Below are 15,921 nucleotides of genomic sequence, written 5' to 3'. Positions count from 1 at the left end.
CTACAAGGGCATGATGTATTCGGACGTGCCCAACCTCGCCGCCGCGCTGGGCTACACCAACGCGTCATGGACGCTGAAATGCGATCTGACCTGCGAATATGTCTGCCGGCTGATCAACTATATGGACCGGCACGGCTACAGGCAATGCAGGCCGCACAACGATGATTCCACGATCGAGGCGTTGCCATCGCTGAGCTTCACGTCCGGTTACGTGCAACGCGCGGTCGCGAAACTGCCGAAACAAGGCTCGAAACGGCCATGGCGGCTGTACCAGAACTACGCGCTCGACATCGTCTCCCTGCGTTACGGCAAGGTCGATGACGGGGTGATGCGCTATTCGTGAGACGCCAACGCGAGAAGGACGGCAGCGTGAATGATCCCTTCGGCCTGCAGCGTTTTGTCGATGCGCAGGAAGATGTCTATCCCCAGGTGGTGCGCCAATTGTCCGAAGGGCGGAAGCGGAGCCACTGGATGTGGTTTATCTTTCCGCAAATCCAAGGCCTCGGCTTTTCCGCGATGGCGCAGCGCTTCGCGCTGCGCTCGCGGGCCGAGGCGCGGGCATATCTCGCGCATGACATCCTCGGACCGCGCCTGATCGAATGCGCCGAACTCGTTCTTGCCATCAAGAACCGCGCCATCGGCGAGATTCTGGGCTCGCCCGATGACATGAAATTCCGCTCGTCGATGACCTTGTTCGGTGCCGTCTCCGACAATTCGATCTTTGACCAGGCGATCGCGGCTTACTACCCAGGCGGCAGGGATCAGGCCACACTCGACATCCTGTGCGCGTCGGAATGAGGTTTGATCGAAGCAACCAGATCCTCGAAGCGCGTCCATTGCCGTTCCTTGGAGTACAGCGTCGAAACCATCGCATGTCCCGCGCTCGCGAGGCGCAGCCTTGTTTCGGAGTCGTCGAGCAGACGCCTGATCTGCTCGACGGCATGCTCCGGCGATCGATAGGTCGTGATCGTTGAGCCGTCCTTCATCCCTTCGGGATACAGACCCTCATCGGACAGCAGCAGCGAACCGCCGCCAAGCGTTTCGAAGCATCGCATGTTGCCGCGGTCCTCGCCCGCCATGTCGATCGCGCCATTCAGGACGATCTTGGCCCGCGACAGCAATTCATAATAGTCACGACCGAATGCGGCCGGTTGCGCGATCGACGTGATCGCATCCGGCCGGCGATGTTTCGCCATCGGGAGAAGGCGTCCGAGCGGCGATTCCGCGAGCTTGCACAGGCGCGAACGATCGAGATGAAACGCAATGTTGCAGTCGCCCGCCAGGCTGGCCACCTGTTCCAGGACCGCAGCACGCTGCCAATGATAGCGCGTATAGCCGCCGACAAACAACACATCGACCGGTCGATCCTGCCGGGCCGCGAATGGCGCGATTTCGGCATCATAGGCCGGGAAGAAATACTCGACCCGGCAGCCTTCCTGCTGCAGCGCCCTGAGGATGGACGGGAAATTGCAGACCACACGGTCATAGGCCGCGAGAGCCGTGATATTGCGGAACGGTGCCGCGTGCCATGCGATCTTGTATTTGACGCAGCCCGGCAAGCTCCGAACGAAATCGGCATCCCAGCCGGTGGCGTCGTGATTATAGAATACCTCCGTCTTGTGGTGTTCGATCTGTGCTTTCAGGATGTCGACCAGCGAGGCGCGCCGGCTCATCCCATGCTCGCGCGCCCAAACTCTTTGCAGGTCAGGATCGTCGCCATTGGTAAAAAACGCCGTGCCGTCGCCCCGATCGATCGGCAGCAGGATATGCGCCGCCGAATATCTGAAGTCCACGAATGCGCCGATCTTGGCCTTGAAGGTCGGGGCGTTTCTTGTCAGTTCGCGAATTCGCGGGCGCAGCGCCGGATAATATCTGGCGTTCTGGAAGAGTCTCAAATGTATTCCCTCGAGCCACTGGTTGCGTCATCCAATGACTGCTCGGGCACGGTGTCAATACTATTCTACCAAAGGCCATGTCGAGAAAAACTTGAAAATCCGGTTAGGCGCCTGACGCATCGTGCGCCCGATCAATCGGCGCCCTTGAGCTTGGCGAGATAGTCGACGATCGGCCCGACATCCTGATCGGCGACCGGCGCCTTGTAGGTGCTGCGCATCTTCTCGACTTCGGCCTGCCAGGTCTTGCGCGGCAACGACGGCTGCGTCAGCACCATACCGGCTGAATGGCAGGCGAGGCAGTTGTTGTTGATCGCGTCGGCGTTTGGACCGGGAAACATCCGCTCGCCGAACGGAAGATCGACATCGACCGACGTGAAGTTGAGCGGCGAGGAAGCGGCGGCGGCTGGTGCGGCGCCGAGGAGGAGCGGGGCCGTCAGCACGATGGCACAAAGGCTTGTTCTGGACATCACGATGATCCCTCAGGCCGCGGTGAAGTTGATCGCTTCGATCACGTTGCGCATGAAGCCCCCGGGATTCCAGTAGGTTTCGCCCGGCTGCGTTGCGCCCGACGCGCTGGTGCAGCGAACCATGATCTGCTGCGCGCCCGGTGCGGGCGCGACCGACGCTTGCCAGCGGCGAAAACTGTATTTTCCCTCATCCTTGCCGAGCTCGGTGGCTTGCCAGGTCGCACCATGGTCCCTGGAGATATCCACCCTGCCGACTCCCGTGTCGCCGCCGAAGGCAATGCCGCGCAGCACAAGCGGCGCGTTCGCCGGCACCTTCGCGCCAGCCTTGAGGTTGGTGACGAACGAGCGTGGCAGCATGCGATTGATCGGAACGGATTTGTAGCCGGTCTCGCCCGGCTTGACCGCCGCGAACGGCGTATCCGGGATCAGGTACGCCTTTGCCATCCAGAAATTGTCGTCCTCTTGCGCGATCACCTCGATGTCGCTGAGCATCTTGACCCAATAGGTCGAATACCAGCCGGGAACGATCAGGCGCAGCGGAAAACCGTTGACCAGAGGTAACGGCTCGCCGTTCATGGCGTAGGCGACCATCACCTCGCCGTCGCGGGCGTGGTCGACCGACAGCGATTTCATGAAATCGGGTCCGTCAGGGACGACCGGCTCGTCCAGCCCGTTGAAACGGACGGTCTTGGCGCCGGTCTTGACGCCGGCTTTATCCAGCAGATCCTTCAGCCGAACGCCGGTCCAGCGCGCGTTCCCCATTGCGCCGTTGCCCCATTGCCCGCCCGGCACGCGCGGCGAGAACAGCCCCCGGGAATTGCCGGAACATTGGTTGACCGCAACGAGGTCGACCGCCGGCATCGCCTGCAGGTCGGCCAATGACAGGTTCAGATTGAGATTTACCTCGCCGCGGACAACCAGCCGGAACGCCTCCGCGTCGATCTCGGTCGGGATGTTGGCCCAATGCCAGCGCACGAAGAACTTGTCGTTCGGAGTGAGAATGCCATCGTCAAAGACCTCCAACGGGGTTTCGAGCAGGGGTGGCCGGGTCCGCTGCAGGATCATCTTGCCCTTTTGCGGGAACGCGGTCGTCATGCTGCGCTCGCCGCCACCGCCGGCAAGCCCAAGATCGATCGTTTCGCCGGCCACCGTGCGGCTGGCCAAAAGGGAAAGGGTCGCGGCACCGGAGCCCGCGACAAATGCACGTCGGCTGACGCCGGATCGCCTGTTCCGGTCCTGTGACATGTTCTTTCCTCCCAGGTTCATGGTTTCGAGTATGACGCGGGGTGTCACCGATTATTCCACGATCGAATGATGGAAACTTGGCGGCCGGTCGGCCCAAACCGCCGTGTGCGAAGCTATCGAATAATCAGCCGCCGCCCGCTTTTGGGCTCAGCCTATGCGCAATTTCGCGTATTCGGCCGGCGGCGCGAATCGGGGATTCTCAGAACACGGTTAACGCCGGATTAACCGCCACTCCCTACGCTGTGGCTTTCGAGGCTGCTTGCAAGAGGAAGGCCATGGAAGCGCAGAAGATTGCGGTCGACGCCATCGTTGCCCTGACCGATTGCGACCGCGATGCGGTCACGTCCTTCATCCGCTCGCTGTATCTGGCCGGCGTCAAGGACCCCAAGCGCCTGACCTTCAAGGGGCTCCAGGCGATCGCGCGGGGCTGACCAGCGGAGGGCTTCCCAGGATCAACAAGGCAGGCCCCGGACAGGGTCGGGAGCCTCGCTTTACGCCAGTTCCCGCCACAGGCCCTCAGGCCGGTTCGCCGATCGAAACCTTCAGCGTGCCGACGCCATCGACGCCGCATTCGATCTTGTCGCCGGGCGACAGCGCGGCGACGCCGGCCGGTGTGCCCGTCATGATAATGTCGCCGGCACCGATCTCCACCTGCTGGGACAGCTGCCAGATGATCTCCGGCACGCTCCAGATCAGCTCGGTCAGATCGCCCTTCTGCCGCTCGGCACCGTTCACCGACAGCCAGATCTTGCCCTTTGCCGGATGGCCGATCTTGGCGGCCGGCTGCAGTGCCGAGCACGGCGCCGAATGGTCGAAGGATTTGCCGATTTCCCACGGCCGTTCCTTCTTGCGAGCCGCTTGCTGCAGGTCGCGCCGCGTCAGGTCGAGGCCGACCGCATAGCCGTAGATGTGATCGAGCGCCTTGTCGGCGGGGATGTTCAAGCCACCGCTCTTCATCGCCACGATCAGCTCGACCTCGTGATGCAGGTCCTTGGTCAGTGGCGGATAGGGGATGGTGACGCCGTCCATTTCCAGCATGTCGGCGTGCTTGGCGAAGAAGAATGGGGGCGCCCGCTCGTCATTTCCCATCTCGCGGATGTGCTCCAGGTAATTGCGGCCGACGCACCAGATGCGGCGTACGGGAAACGATCTGGACTCTCCGGCCACCGGGATGGCGGCCTGCGGTGGGGCGGGAATGACGAAGGAGGTGTCGTTCATGAAGGGGGCCCGGATGGGTTAATGGAAGGAGACCGGGTCGTCTTTACGCGATTGCGCGGATCGCGGCTAGTACCGGGGCGTAGGCAGGTCGTGAACGTTCCATCGCGAGGTCCGTACTGCCGGAAAGATTTTCACTTGCGCCGCCTCTGGTCTCGTTGCTGGCAGCGCCGGACCGCGCATTCGGCTGCGCGAGCTGGCCGGCTTGCGCTGCCGGCGCGATCGCCGCCCGCGCCGGTCTCGGCGGTAAGCCGACTGTCCTGCGACGAGGCCACCGAACGCGCCGAGCAGCGGAGTTCCAAGAAACAAGGATGCGCTCAACAAGGCCGGCATCGGCGGTCCTGCGCCGGGGCCGCCATGCCGCGCTTGATCCGACGGCGAGCCGCCAAGCGCGAAACAGATCAGGAGGATGAACCCGGCACAGCCCGAGAGCGCGCCATGGAGGACCGGACGCCGTCCCGCGATGCGACCGGCAACATAGCCGGCGGCGAGCGACGACGTTACGATCGAGAGCGACGCGATCAATGATACGAAGGCAGATGACGCTTTGAGCTGATCCGTGATCGGGTCGATGTCGGGCGGAAGTCCGGCCAGCGCCCACATGACGCCCAGGGTCGACAACGCCGTGACCACGAGGATCGCGAGCGCCATGCCGAGTTGCCCGGCGTTGGAGATGAGGACGGCCCAGATCGAGATCGAGCGCATCGTGCTGATCTCCCACGCAAGCGTCCAATCGCGAGAAGCTACGCCGAGTTCGTTATCAAAGGTTGTATTTGTTCCCTAAAAGGCTCGGACCACGCTTTGAGACCACTGCCAGCACCGCCCTCTCGACCAAAAACAATCGGGGCGGTGCCCCGCGCAAGACCTCACGCCGTTGCGCTGATCGGCGCCAGGCCGGCCATGTCCCGCTGCTGCAACCGGAAGAACGAGGCGTAGCGGCCGCCGCGGCGCAACAGGTCGTCGTGTCGCCCGCGTTCGACGATCTCGCCGGCCTCGACCACCAGGATCGCATCGGAATTCATGATGGTGTGCAGGCGGTGCGCGATGACGATGGTGGTGCGGCCCTGGCAGAGATGCTCGATCGCCGCCTGCACCTGCTTTTCGGATTCCGAATCCAATGCCGCGGTCGCCTCGTCGAGCAGAATGATCGGCGCGTTCTTGATCAGCGCCCGCGCCACCGCGATGCGCTGGCGCTGGCCACCGGACAGTTGCGCGCCATGCTCGCCGACCGGCGTGTCGTAGCCGAGCGGAAAAGCCGTGATGAAGTCATGGGCGCAGGCGGCTTTGGCGGCCTCGATGATCTCGGCCTCGGTCGCGCCCTGCTTTCCGAACGCGATGTTTTGGCGGATGGAGTCGCGGAACAGATAGACGTCCTGCCCGACATAGGCGGTCTGCTGGCGCAGCGAGCGCCGCGACACCGCCGCGATCGACTGGCCATCAATCAGGATGTCGCCCTGAGAAATTTCGTAAAAGCGCAACAGCAGCGCCAGTACCGTCGACTTGCCGCCGCCGGAGGGGCCGACCAGCGCCGTGACCCTGCCGGGCTCGGCGACAAAACTCATGCGGTTGAGCACGAGCTCGCCGTCGCGATAGGCGAAGCTGACGTCGCGCAATTCGACCCGCGCGTCACTCAGTTTCAGCGGCGGCTTGTCGTCGTCGGGACGTTCGCTCGCCGGACTGTCGACGATGTCGAGCAGCATGCGCGCGCCGACCAGATTGCTGTTGAGATCGATGTTGAGCCGGGCCAGCCGCTTGGCGGGCTCGTAGGCCAGCAGGAATGCGGTCAGGAATGAGAAGAACTGGCCCGGGGTCGCGCCCTGCGCCACCACGGCGTAGCCGCCATACAAGGTTCCTCCGGCGACCGCGATGCCGCCCAGGGTTTCCATCAGCGGGCTGGACCGGTTGGAGACCCGCGCCATCTTGTTGGCGTTGTGCTCGACGGACTCGATGTTCTCGTTGATGCGCGCATGCATGGTCTGTTCGAGCGTGAAGGCTTTCACCGTACGGATGCCCTGCAGCGATTCCTGCATGGTTTCGAGAATGTCGGCGGTGCCGGTGAACTGGTTATAGGCCAGTCCCTTGATCCGCTTCACGAGCTTGCGCAGCACCAGCATCGCCGGCGGGGCCACCAGCAATCCGAACAGCGACATCACGGGATCCTGCACCACCATGACGACGACGAGGCCGACGAGCGAGAGGAAGTCGCGGCCGACCGCGTTGATCAGCAGCGTGAGCACCTGCGTCACCGAGTTGGCGCCCGCGGTCAGGCGCGCCAGAAACTCGGATGAATGCCGCTCCGAGAAAAAACCGACGCTCTCGCTCATCAGTTTTGCAAACAGCCGGCGCTGGTTGTTGGCGAGGATCGCATTGCTGATCTTCGACAGGATGACGGTCTGACCATAGGTCGACAGGCCCTTGATCAGGAACAGCACCGCGATCGCGCCCGAATAGATCGCGATTCCCGGCACGTTCTTGGCGATGTAGGCCTGATTGATGGCTTGTCCGAGGATGTAGGCGGACAGAGCGGTCGCCCCCGCCGCCACGCCCATCAACACGAACGCGGTCAGATAACGCCGCCAGTGGGCGGCCGCCTGCTCCATGATCAGGCGGCGGATCAGGACCGCGGCGCCATGGGGGTCGTCAGTGATTTTCTTCGGAAAGCCGGCCATCCCGTTCCCTGGCGGCGCCGGTCGAGGCCTGGCGGCGCGTCCCGCGCTGATTGCCTGCTATGCCCGGCTTTTTCAAGCCCAATAAAGCGCTTGCAGGCGAGGCGAATCTAGGCCGAGACGGCGTGCTGAATCTCGCCGTGGCGCTCGTGGAACAGTTTTTCTTCCCAGGCCAGCGCATGCGCTGCGATGGTGTCCAGATCATCGTATCGCGGTGCCCAGTCGAGCGTGGCGCGCATCCGGGTGGTGTCGGCGACCATGGCCATGATGTCGCCGGGCCGGCGCGGCGCATATTGGACGGCAAAATTGCGGCCGGAGACGCGCCTGACCGCCTCGATGGTTTCGAGCACGGAGGTGCCGCGGCCATAGCCGCAGTTCAATGTCATGGAGGCGCCGCCGCCGCGCAGGTAGGACAATGCCGCGCGATGCGCCTGCGCGAGATCGGCGACGTGAATGAAATCGCGGATGCAGCTGCCGTCCGGCGTCGGATAGTCGGTGCCGTACACGTCGATCTTGGCGCGCTGGCCGGTTGCGGCCTCGACCGCGATCTTCAGGAGATGGGTCGCGCCGACAGTTGCGAGGCCGATGCGCGCCTGCGGATCGGCGCCGGCGACGTTGAAATAGCGCAGCACGACATAGCTCATGCCGTGCGCGGAGGCTGTGTCGTGCAGCATGATTTCGGTCATCAGCTTCGAGGAGCCGTAGGGCGACAATGGCCGCGTCTGCGCATCCTCGCGCACCGGCATTTGATCGGAATTGCCGTAGACTGCGGCGGTCGAGGAAAAGATGAAGCGGTTGATGCCCGTCTTTACCGCCGCATTGAGCAGGCTGCGGGTCGTCATGGTGTTGTTGCGGTAGTAGCCGAGCGGGTCACGCAGCGAGTCCGGCACCACCACCGAGCCCGCGAAGTGGATGATGCTCTCGACGCCGTGCTGCACGATCACGCTCTCGACGAGATTTTCGTCGCCGGCATCGCCGACGACCAGCGGCGCTCCTTGCGGCAGAAATGCGGCGAAGCCGGTCGAGAGATTGTCGATCACGACGACGCGCTCACTGGCGTCGACCAGCGCATGGACCATGTGACTTCCGATATAGCCGGCACCGCCGGTGACAAGCACAGTCATGATTGCTCACCCGTCTCCAATACGGGCGGAGGCTCGCGATCCTGCGGTGAAGAGAGAGTTTTCGAAAGCGCTGAACTGGCCACCATGCTTAATGTTGCATATAGGACATCCCGCGAAATGGAGCGATGAGTGCCGATTGAAGCCAATGTGCCCTCTGATCTGCAGTTGATCGTGCCGAATCTGCACCGACGCTATTCAGGGGTCACCGCGACCAACCGGATGGTCGCGCCTAAACTGGCAAAGCTGATGCGCGCCGCATGGCTCGGCTCCAGCGCGCCTGAAGGAATTGCACGGATCGGCCTGGCCGATCTCCTGGGACTGTGGCGTCGCCGGACCCCGCTGATCTGGCACGCCAGGCGCAACAACGAGATGATCGCCGGCGTGTTGCTGCGAGCGCTGGGCTGGCCGCTGAAGCTGGTGTTCACCTCGGCCGCGCAACGTCATCACAGCTGGATCACACGCTGGCTGATCCGGCGGATGGACGCGATCATAGCAACCAGCGAGCTCTCCGCGTCCTATCTCAAGCGCGCGGCGACCGTGATTCCGCACGGCGTCGATACCGAGATTTACGCGCCGGTCTCCGATCGCGCCGCGGCGTTCGCCGCAAGCGGGCTGCCCGGGCGCTATGCGATCGGCTGCTTCGGCCGGGTCCGTGCGCAGAAGGGCAGCGATTTGTTCGTCGACGCGATGTGCCGATTGCTGCCGCGCTATCCCGACTATACCGCGGTCGTTGTCGGCGCGATCACGATGGAGCAGCAGGGCTTCGCCAACGACCTGAAGACACGGATCGCGGCCGCGGGCCTCGCCTCACGCATCGTCATGACCGGCGAACTGCCGATCGAGGAGGTGCAGCGCTGGTACCCCCGCCTGACCATCTACGCTTTCACCTCGCGCAATGAGGGGTTCGGGTTGACGCTGATCGAGGCGATGTCGGCGGGGGCAGCGCTGGTCGCCGCGCGCGCCGGCGCAGCCGAACTCCTCGTCGAGGACGGCGTGACCGGGGTGCTGACACCGCCCGGCGATGCCGATGCGCTGGTCTGCGCGCTCGAGCCGTTGATGCGCGACCCTGAGGCCGCGGCTGCGATGGGCGCGCGGGCGCGGCAACGGGTCTTGGAAAGATTCAGCCTGGACGCGGAAGCGGGAAGGATTGCGGCTGTCTATCGCGCCCTGGTCTGAGCCATCACGTCGGCGACGAAAGCGTCGAGATCGCCGCCCGGAAACAAGAATCCCGGCAAGGCCGCCGCTGTCGCGGCTTCGATGTCGGTCGGCCGGTCGCCGATCACGAAGCTGCCCTGGTGTCGGACCGGCCAGTGCAGCATCAGGTCATGGATCATGCCAGGCGCGGGTTTGCGCCAATGATGATCCTCGAGATAACCCTCGATCGTGCCGTCCGGGTGATGCGGGCAATACCTGACATCGTCGATGCGGGCGCCCTGCGCCAGCAGTTCGGCACGCATCCAGTCATGCAGCGTGTTGAGGTCGTGTTCGCTGAAGAAGCCGCGCGCGACGCCGGACTGATTGGTGAAGAAGAACACGAAGTAGCCGGCCTCGTTCAGCCGCCGGATCGCCTTCGCCGCGTTCGGCATCCAGCGAATCCGCTCCTTGGTGCCCATATAGCCGTCGTCATGATTGACGACGCCGTCGCGGTCGAGAAACGCGGCGGGTCTGGCGACGGCGTCTTCGGTGGTCGTGCTGTTCATTTGGTTGCCCCTGCCTGGTCGAGCGCGCGCCCGGCGATTTCGACCACGTCGGACGCCGGGATGTCCCGCATGCAGCGATGGTCGTTCATCCGGCACACCGGGCGCTGGCAGGGCTGGCAGGGCACCTGTGTCTTGGTCTGAATCGTCGCGGCAAGGCCGTTCAGTGGCGCCCAGAGATAGGGGCTGGTTGGACCGAAAATGCCCATGGTCGGCGTGCCCAAGGCGGCGGCGATGTGCATAAGGCCGGAATCGTTGGAAATCGCCAGTTTTGCCGCCGCCATCGCCAGAACGCCGTTGCGCAGGTCGGCGCCCGTGAGGTCGCGCACCTTGGCGCCGCCGGCTGCGACGATCTCCTGGGCCAGCGCCTTTTCGCCGGGGCCGCCGACCACCCAGATGTCGATGCCTCTTTGCGCGAGCAGCCGGGCCGCTTCCGGATAGGAGGTCCAGCGCTTGGCGGCGCCGACCGAGCCGGGGGCCAGGGCCACGGCCGTGCTGTCCCCAAGCCCATTGGCCTGCCGCCAGCGCGCGGCCTCGCCCGCGGGCACTTCGAGCTGCGGCACTGGCCATTCCGGAGGAATCCGGGCCCCGTCCGGGAGCGCCAGCGCGGCGTTCTTGTCGATGAAGCGCGGCAGCGCCTTCTCGCCCCAGCGCCATCGGTTGAGCAGGCCGAACCGGAACTCGCCGACAAAGCCGATCCGCTCCGGGATGGCGGCCAGCGCGGGCGCCAGGGCCGATTTCCAGGTGCGGGGCAGGACGAGCGCAGTGCGGTAGCCCTTTGCCCTCAGAAGGCGCGCCAGGCCCCACTGCCTGGCCAGGGCCAGCCGGCTCCGCGGCAGGTCCCAGACGATTCCAGCCCGTACGCCCGGCATGTAATCGACCAGAGGGGCGCAAAGCGACGTGGTCAGGAGATCGACCGGCCGATTCGGCCAACGCTCTTTCAACACCCGCACCACAGTGTGGCCCCGGACGAAATCGCCGATCCACATATAGGGCACGATCAGGATCGGACTGCTGTCAGCCGCGTCCTCTGCCTCAATATTGGGTGAATTAATGTTCATTCTTTTGTGGTGTGGGTCTTCCGGACGCGCTTTGATTTTGCCCTGTCGGTAGCCGCTCGCTTCCTGCAGGTAAAGCCGGATCGGGTGGGACAAGCTACCAGCTCCCTGACCCAAGTTGCCTGCGGGCGGCGACTGGGGCAAAGCTGGCGGCGCAAATCATGGGGCCCCTGGAACAGGATCACGGAACGGGATGTTGCTGGTCACCGGCGGCGCCGGCTTTATCGGATCGAATGTCGTGGCCGCGCTGAACGATGCCGGCCGCACCGACGTGGTGGTCTGCGACATGCTTGGCTGCGACGGCAAATGGCGCAATCTCGCCAAGCGGCAGCTTGTCGATCTCGTGCCGCCCGCCGAACTCGAACGCTGGCTGGAGGGCCGCGGGCTCGAGGCCGTCATCCATCTCGGCGCGATCTCGGAGACCACCGCGACCGACGGCGATCTCGTGATCGCAAACAACTTCCGCCTTTCGCTGCGGCTGCTCGACTGGTGCACGATGACGGAGACGCCGTTCATCTACGCCTCGTCGGCTGCGACCTATGGCGACGGTCTCCAGGGGTTCGGCGATGACCCCGCGCTGACCGCGCTGAAGGCCTTGCGGCCGATGAACCTGTACGGCTGGAGCAAGCATCTGTTCGACATGGCGGTCGCCGCGCGCGCGGAACAGGGCGAAAAGCTGCCGCCGCAATGGGTGGGCCTCAAATTCTTCAACGTGTTCGGCCCCAACGAATATCACAAGGGGCCGATGATGAGCGTCCTGGCGCGCCGCTTCGACGACATCAGGGCCGGCCGTGGCGTGCAGCTGTTCAAGTCCCATCGCGACGGCATCGCCGACGGCGACCAGCGCCGCGATTTCATCTACGTCGACGACGTGGTGCGGGTGATGATGTGGCTGCTCGCCGCCCCCTCGGTCAGCGGGCTGTTCAACGTCGGTACTGGGACGGCGCGCAGCTTCAAGGATCTGATTCTGGCGGCCTATGCCGCGCTCGGCACGCGGGCGAATATCCAATATATCGATATGCCGGAGGCGATTCGCGACAGCTACCAGTATTTCACGCAGAGCGACGTCGATCGGCTGCGCGGCGCCGGCTACAATGGCGGCTTTACCGCGCTGGAAGATGCGGTCTCGCTCTACGTGAAGAACTTCCTCGATGCCGCCGACCGGTTCCGCTGACGTCGCAACTACGCGGGTGAAGATGTTCGATTTCGATAGCCTATCAGATGCGATGGCGAACCGGACGGTGCTTTGCGTCGGCGATCTCATGCTCGACGAATTCGTCTATGGCGAGGTGTCGCGGATCTCGCCGGAAGCGCCCGCGCCGGTGATCGCAGTCCAACGCAGTGAGACCAATGTCGGCGGCGCCGGCAACGTCGCGCGCAATATCGCCTCGCTTGGCGCGCGCTGCATCTTCGTCGGACTGATCGGCGCCGATGACGCCGGCGCCAGGCTCAAGGCCGAGCTCGCCGGAGAGAGCCGGATCGAGAGCGTGCTGGTCTGCGACCCGTCGCGACCGACGACGCGCAAGGTGCGCTTCGTCTCCGAGCACTTCTCCACCCACATGCTGCGCGCGGATTGGGAAAAAGCAGCGCCGGCGCGAGACCGCGTCGAACAGGAGCTGATCGATGCCATCCTGCCGCAGGTGGCGCGCGCCGATATCGTGCTGCTGTCCGACTATGCCAAGGGGGTGCTGACGGCGCGGGTGATCCGCAACGTCATCGACGCCGCCCGCAAGCTCGGCAAGCGCGTGATCGTCGATCCCAAGAGCGCGAATTTTGCGATCTATCGTGGCGCAACGCTGTTGACGCCCAATCGCAAGGAGTTTTCCGAAGCGACGCGCAGCCGCGCCGACAGCGACGAAAGCATCGCCGAAGCAGCCCAGGATGCGATGCAGCTTGCCGACTGCGAGGCCATCCTGGTGACGCTCAGTGAGCGTGGCATGACGCTGGTTCAGCGCAATGGCGAGCCGATCCACGTCCCGGCGCATCCGGTCAAGGTGCGCGACGTCTCGGGTGCCGGCGACACGGTGGCCGCCGTGCTGGCCACGGTGCTGGCGGCCGGCGCCGACTGGGAGACGTCGCTTCTGATGGCGAGCGCGGCGGCAGCCGTCTCGGTCAGCAAGAAGGGCACGGCCAGCGTGACGGTCACCGAGCTGCGGCGCAAGATCCTGCCGCACGCCTTCCTCGCCGCGGAGGAGAAGATCCTCGGACCGGACGGCGACCTCGACGCCCATCTGGCGGACTGGCGCAAGCAGGGGCTCCGAATCGGATTCACCAACGGCTGTTTCGACATTCTGCATCCCGGCCACGTCAAGGTTCTGACGGCCGCGCGCGCCGGCTGCGACCGCCTGGTTGTCGGCCTGAACAGTGACGCCTCGGTCAAGCGGCTGAAGGGCGAGGGCAGGCCGGTCCAGGACGAGCGGGCGCGCGCGGAGGTGCTGGCGGCGCTGGAGGCGGTCGATCTCGTCGCCATCTTCGAGGAGGACACGCCGATCCGGCTGATCACGCAGGTCAGGCCGATCGTTCTGGTCAAAGGCGGCGACTATACCCGCGACAAGGTGGTCGGTCACGACATCGTCGAAGCCCAGGGCGGCGCCGTGATGCTGGTCGACGTCCTGCCGGGCTTCAGCACGACCTCGCTGGTCAATCGCGCGCGCGGGGGCAAGGCGTGACGGCGATCGCTGGCAACGCGACGCTCGCGACACTGGTCAGGCTGTGGCGCGGGCCGGCGGCCTGGATGACCACCGTCGATGTCTTTGCCATCCTGCTCGTGCTGTCGCTGCCCTGGTCGACATCGCTGGTCGCCATCTTCGCGGTCGTCATGCTGGCCGCGATGGTGCCGTATCTCGACGTCGAGGCCTTCCTGCGCTCCCTCAGGCGTCCGATCGCCTGGGTGCCGATCGCCTTCTTTCTGCTGGCGCTCGTTGGCACGTTGTGGTCGGACGCGCCATGGGGGGTGCGGCTCTACGCGGTTTTTCCGACCGCAAAACTCCTGGTGCTGCCGGTCCTGTTCTATCATTTCGAACGCTCGGAGCGGGGACGAGCGGTATTCCTGGCCTTTCTGGTATCGTGCACGCTGCTGATGGCGATGTCCTGGATCGTCGCATTCGATCCGCATTTGGCGCTGAAGTCAGGTCCGGGAGCCACTCCCGGAATCTTCGTCAAGAACTACATCGATCAAAGCCAGGAGTTCGCGCTCTGCGCCGTGGCGCTGACCTATCCGATCATCACGTCGTGGCGCGCGCAGAAAAGGCGGCTGGCGCTGCTGCTGGCCGCGATCGCCCTGAGCTTCGTCGTCAACATGGCGTTTGTCACGGTCTCGCGGACCGCGCTGGTGACGATGCCGGTGACGCTGGCGGTATTCGGCCTGCTGCATTTGACATGGCGGACCAATGTCGTGATCTTCGTCGCGGTGAGCCTGGCCGGCCTTGCCGCCTGGGCGGCTTCGCCCCAGCTGCAATGGAAGGTCACGACCTTCAAGCGGGATTATCAGCTCTACATGGAGCAGGGGACGTCCACCTCGATCGGCGAGCGGCTGGAATACTGGCGGAAGTCGCTGCGATTTTTTGCCGAAGCTCCCGCGATCGGCCATGGCACCGGCTCGACGCGCGGGCTTTTTCAGCAGGCGGCCACGGGCCCCGCCGACCTTGCCGCGGCCAAGGTGATCGGCAACCCGCACAACCAGACGCTGAATGTGGCCGTTCAGTGGGGCCTGCTCGGAATTATCGTGTTATATGCGATGTGGCTGCTGCATCTCCTGCTGTTTCGCGGCGAAGGGCTGGCGAACTGGATCGGATTACTGGTGGTGGTGCAGAATATCTTTACCTCGCTGTTCAATTCCCACATTTTCGATTTTCACGAGGGATGGATGTATGTGCTCGGCGTCGGCGTCGCCGCAGGAATGGTGCTGAAGCAGCGGCTGGCCGGCGGCGTGGCGGGCGGCATGAGTTCCTGAGTCGGTCGGCGCTGGCTCGGCGGCACAAGATAGGTTATCAGCAACGCAACGCGGGAACGTTGTCGTGAACCCCGGATAAGTCGTGTGTCGGTCCCTGAATGACGCGTTTCTCGCATCTCACCTTGCGCAACTTCCTGATCGCCGCCCATGACGTCATCGCGACGGCGCTGGCGTTCATTGTGGCATTCTACCTGCGCTTCGAGGGCGGCGACGGCTTCTTCGACCGCCTGCCGCTGCTGCTGCGCATTCTGCCCTATTTTCTGCTTCTGAGCCTCGTCGTCTGTTACTTCTTCAAGCTGACGACGACGAAATGGCGCTTCATCTCGCTGCCCGATGCGCTCAACATCCTGCGCGTCGCGACCGTCCTGACCACGGCGCTGCTGGTGATGGACTATATTCTCGTCGCGCCCAATGTGCATGGAGCCTATTTCTTCGGCAAGGTGACGATCATCCTCTACTGGTTTCTCGAGGTCTCGTTCCTGAGCGCCCTGCGTTTCGCCTATCGCTATTTTCGCTATACCCGCGTGCGCCATCACGCGCGCGCGGAAGATGCTTCGCCCGCGCTGCTGGTCGGCCGTGCCGCGGACGCCGAGATCCTGTTG

15 protein-coding genes and 2 pseudogenes are annotated in these 15,921 nt (G+C 64.3%); 8 read left to right on the top strand and 9 right to left on the bottom strand.

Annotated features, from left to right (window positions below):
- Together WCB02_RS06705 and WCB02_RS06700 are read left to right on the top strand one after the other, a co-directional pair.
- A pseudogene (locus WCB02_RS06705) lies at nt 1-343 on the top strand (FAD-containing monooxygenase EthA); the annotation flags it as partial.
- A gap of 26 nt (nt 344-369) precedes the next feature.
- Nucleotides 370-798, top strand: a complete 429-nt coding sequence (locus tag WCB02_RS06700; RefSeq protein WP_423957051.1) for a DUF1810 domain-containing protein — start codon at nt 370-372, stop codon at nt 796-798.
- Here WCB02_RS06700 and WCB02_RS06695 read toward each other — a convergent pair.
- The 3 genes from WCB02_RS06695 to WCB02_RS06685 all read right to left on the bottom strand — a co-directional run bounded on the left by WCB02_RS06695 (nt 762) and on the right by WCB02_RS06685 (nt 3,607).
- A complete protein-coding gene (locus WCB02_RS06695; protein WP_423957050.1) occupies nt 762-1,895 on the bottom strand; it encodes a glycosyltransferase family protein in 1,134 nt (377 codons plus the stop codon). The genes WCB02_RS06700 and WCB02_RS06695 overlap by 37 nt on opposite strands.
- Before the next feature lie 131 nt (nt 1,896-2,026).
- Complete coding sequence (locus tag WCB02_RS06690) at nt 2,027-2,362, bottom strand: cytochrome c (protein ID WP_423957049.1); 336 nt, start codon at nt 2,360-2,362, stop codon at nt 2,027-2,029.
- A gap of 12 nt (nt 2,363-2,374) precedes the next feature.
- Nucleotides 2,375-3,607, bottom strand: coding sequence for a molybdopterin-dependent oxidoreductase (locus tag WCB02_RS06685; protein ID WP_423957048.1), 1,233 nt, complete (start codon nt 3,605-3,607; stop codon nt 2,375-2,377).
- A 275-nt stretch (nt 3,608-3,882) separates the two neighbouring features.
- On the opposite strand from WCB02_RS06685, the gene WCB02_RS06680 reads away from it, so the two are divergent.
- Nucleotides 3,883-4,038 (top strand): hypothetical protein, encoded by a 156-nt coding sequence (locus tag WCB02_RS06680; RefSeq protein WP_423957047.1) that lies wholly within the window; start codon nt 3,883-3,885, stop codon nt 4,036-4,038.
- Nucleotides 4,039-4,123: 85 nt separating this feature from the next.
- Here WCB02_RS06680 and WCB02_RS06675 read toward each other — a convergent pair whose 3' ends face one another.
- The 4 genes from WCB02_RS06675 to galE all read right to left on the bottom strand — a co-directional run bounded on the left by WCB02_RS06675 (nt 4,124) and on the right by galE (nt 8,612).
- Nucleotides 4,124-4,825 (bottom strand): fumarylacetoacetate hydrolase family protein, encoded by a 702-nt coding sequence (locus tag WCB02_RS06675; RefSeq protein ID WP_423957046.1) that lies wholly within the window; start codon nt 4,823-4,825, stop codon nt 4,124-4,126.
- A gap of 66 nt (nt 4,826-4,891) precedes the next feature.
- On the bottom strand, nt 4,892-5,527 hold the full coding sequence (locus WCB02_RS06670) for a hypothetical protein (RefSeq protein WP_423957045.1): 636 nt from the start codon (nt 5,525-5,527) through the stop codon (nt 4,892-4,894).
- Between the two features lie 161 nt (nt 5,528-5,688).
- On the bottom strand, nt 5,689-7,491 hold the full coding sequence (locus tag WCB02_RS06665) for an ABC transporter ATP-binding protein (RefSeq protein ID WP_423957044.1): 1,803 nt from the start codon (nt 7,489-7,491) through the stop codon (nt 5,689-5,691).
- Nucleotides 7,492-7,598: 107 nt separating this feature from the next.
- A complete protein-coding gene (galE, locus tag WCB02_RS06660; RefSeq protein WP_423957043.1) occupies nt 7,599-8,612 on the bottom strand; it encodes a UDP-glucose 4-epimerase GalE in 1,014 nt (337 codons plus the stop codon).
- A 129-nt stretch (nt 8,613-8,741) separates the two neighbouring features.
- Here galE and WCB02_RS06655 point away from each other — a divergent pair, with 129 nt between their 5' ends.
- Complete coding sequence (locus tag WCB02_RS06655; protein ID WP_423957042.1) at nt 8,742-9,788, top strand: glycosyltransferase family 4 protein; 1,047 nt, start codon at nt 8,742-8,744, stop codon at nt 9,786-9,788.
- Here the strand turns inward: WCB02_RS06655 and WCB02_RS06650 are convergent.
- Both WCB02_RS06650 and waaF read right to left on the bottom strand, forming a co-directional pair.
- Entirely contained in the window at nt 9,770-10,312 is a 543-nt protein-coding gene (locus tag WCB02_RS06650) for an HAD family hydrolase (RefSeq protein ID WP_423957041.1), read from the bottom strand. The genes WCB02_RS06655 and WCB02_RS06650 overlap by 19 nt on opposite strands.
- A complete protein-coding gene (gene waaF, locus WCB02_RS06645; protein ID WP_423957040.1) occupies nt 10,309-11,370 on the bottom strand; it encodes a lipopolysaccharide heptosyltransferase II in 1,062 nt (353 codons plus the stop codon). Before waaF ends, WCB02_RS06650 begins: the two co-directional genes overlap by 4 nt.
- A gap of 190 nt (nt 11,371-11,560) precedes the next feature.
- On the opposite strand from waaF, the gene rfaD reads away from it, so the two are divergent.
- From rfaD to WCB02_RS06625, 4 genes and pseudogenes are all read left to right on the top strand, one after another.
- Nucleotides 11,561-12,541 carry an ADP-glyceromanno-heptose 6-epimerase gene (gene rfaD / locus WCB02_RS06640; RefSeq protein ID WP_423957039.1) on the top strand — a complete coding sequence of 327 codons (981 nt, stop codon included), beginning with the start codon at nt 11,561-11,563 and terminating at the stop codon, nt 12,539-12,541.
- Nucleotides 12,542-12,563: 22 nt separating this feature from the next.
- A complete protein-coding gene (gene rfaE1 / locus WCB02_RS06635) occupies nt 12,564-14,036 on the top strand; it encodes a D-glycero-beta-D-manno-heptose-7-phosphate kinase (RefSeq protein ID WP_423957038.1) in 1,473 nt (490 codons plus the stop codon).
- Nucleotides 14,033-15,319 carry an O-antigen ligase family protein gene (locus WCB02_RS06630; protein ID WP_423957037.1) on the top strand — a complete coding sequence of 429 codons (1,287 nt, stop codon included), beginning with the start codon at nt 14,033-14,035 and terminating at the stop codon, nt 15,317-15,319. Before rfaE1 ends, WCB02_RS06630 begins: the two co-directional genes overlap by 4 nt.
- A gap of 98 nt (nt 15,320-15,417) precedes the next feature.
- Nucleotides 15,418-15,921 (top strand): annotated as a pseudogene (locus WCB02_RS06625) (capsular biosynthesis protein); the annotation flags it as partial.

Source organism: Bradyrhizobium sp., from assembly GCF_049581145.1.
Taxonomy (GTDB): domain Bacteria; phylum Pseudomonadota; class Alphaproteobacteria; order Rhizobiales; family Xanthobacteraceae; genus Bradyrhizobium.
Note: the sequence above shows the minus strand (reverse complement) of the source record. Positions and strands in the feature narration are given on the sequence as shown.